The sequence below is a fragment of the Paenibacillus agaridevorans genome, assembly GCF_003112455.1.
GTDB lineage: Bacteria > Bacillota > Bacilli > Paenibacillales > Paenibacillaceae > Pristimantibacillus > Pristimantibacillus agaridevorans.
Window position 1 is genome coordinate 1 of sequence record NZ_BDQX01000356.1, and the last position, 1,591, is coordinate 1,591.

Here is a 1,591-nt window from a genome sequence, read left to right on the forward strand (position 1 = left end):
ACGGCGAGCTGGTAGCCGAACATGCCATCGGCGCGCTTGACGACGAAGTCGCCCAGCGCGTCGCCATCATAGGAGCGTGCTCCCGCAAAACCGTCGACGAAAGCGATCGGCTCGCTCGGCATGACGAAGCGGAGCGCGGGTTCCTTGAGGGCTTCTTTGGCTGTGCGCTCCTCCGGCGTAAGATGCCTGCAGAAACCGGGATAAGCCGGCCCCTCCGACGACAAGCCATGCGGGGCGCTGGCGATGGAGGCGAGCTCCGCGCGGCTGCAATAACAAGGGTAAAGGCGGCCGGCAGCATTGAGCCGCGCCAGCGCCTCCTCGTATAGCTCATCGCGAAGGCTCTGCTCATAGGGGGCGAAGGGTCCGCCAAGCCGCGGCCCCTCGTCCCAGTCGAGTCCAAGCCAGAGCAAGTCGTCTTGCTGCTGCTCTGCAAAAGCGGGACGCGACCTCGGCTTGTCGATGTCCTCGATGCGGAGCAGAAACTCGCCGCCGGCTTGCCGAATTTGAAGCCAGGCAACCAACGCGGCAAAGGCGTTGCCGATATGCAGAAGCCCGGACGGCGTAGGCGCGAAACGTCCGCGGCGTATGATTGGCTGATGATGGTCCAGTTGCTTCGACATGGTTCACCCTCACCTTAACGGGAATGCAAAAAAAGAGCAGCATAGCCGCTCTGTTTGTTATTTTGCCTATGTTTATACTTTAAATGGCGGAGCTGACGGGATTCGAACCCGCGGTCTCCTGCGTGACAGGCAGGCATGTTAGGCCTCTACACCACAGCTCCACACTTAAAGTCTGTGCCTCTTGGACACAAGTAAGATCTTAACACGCCGGTGTGTAGTTTGACAAGCTTTTATTTTCCTGAAGCAACCAATTCTCTTGGGTGAGGCAGATGCCGATCCCGCGACTACTTTGTTCCTTGCACCGCCAGCTCCAGCAGCGCGCGGATATCGTCCGCGATGGCCGTCGGCGACAGTTTATCGGCCGTGGCCTCCGTTCGGATTTTGTCGATCAGCTGTACGGCCAATTCATTCTCCACGGTCAGCACGCGCACTTCTCCCCCGCCCATAAAACCGGTGATCCGTTCGGCGGCCATAGACAGGTTGTCGTGAGCGGACTTATCGGTGCCCGTTATGCCGCCAAGACCTTCGCCCGGCGCCGTTCCTTGACCCGACATCCCTTCGATCGGACTAAGAAGCTTCATCTGAACGCTGTCATAACGAGCGCCTGAAGGCGTACGTTTCGCCGTGGCGAGCACGACCGTGTCGTCGAAGACGAATACCTTTACGTCCGGAATGCCCGCTCCGCTCAGTCGGGATTCCAGATGCGCGGAGAAACCGGCCGCATGCAGTCCGGAGCTGCCGATCATGCTGTACACCGATGTCCCCATTCCGTTTGTTGTGCCGCCTTGCCTGTTCGTCGTTTGCCGTTTCAAGCCATTCTCGCTCGGAATGACGGAAGGATCACGCAGCATCTTCGTTTGGTGCTCATGTTCCGCGGAATGCGCTTCGATCGGATCTCTGTCATCGGTATCCATGGCGGCGCTGCAGCCTCCGAGCAGCAGCATTGCGGCCACAGCGGCTGCCGTCGCCCC

At 59.7% G+C, this 1,591-nt stretch carries 2 protein-coding genes and 1 tRNA gene; all 3 read right to left on the bottom strand.

Annotated elements, in window-relative coordinates:
• The coding region (locus PAT3040_RS27350; protein WP_258235186.1) for a glutamate--tRNA ligase family protein at positions 1-620 on the bottom strand (620 nt) is incomplete at its 3' end.
• 84 nt (positions 621-704) lie between these two features.
• Positions 705-781: transfer RNA gene (locus PAT3040_RS27355), tRNA-Asp, on the bottom strand.
• A gap of 123 nt (positions 782-904) precedes the next feature.
• A partial coding sequence (locus tag PAT3040_RS27360; protein WP_108995178.1) for a hypothetical protein occupies positions 905-1,591 on the bottom strand: 687 nt, incomplete at its 5' end.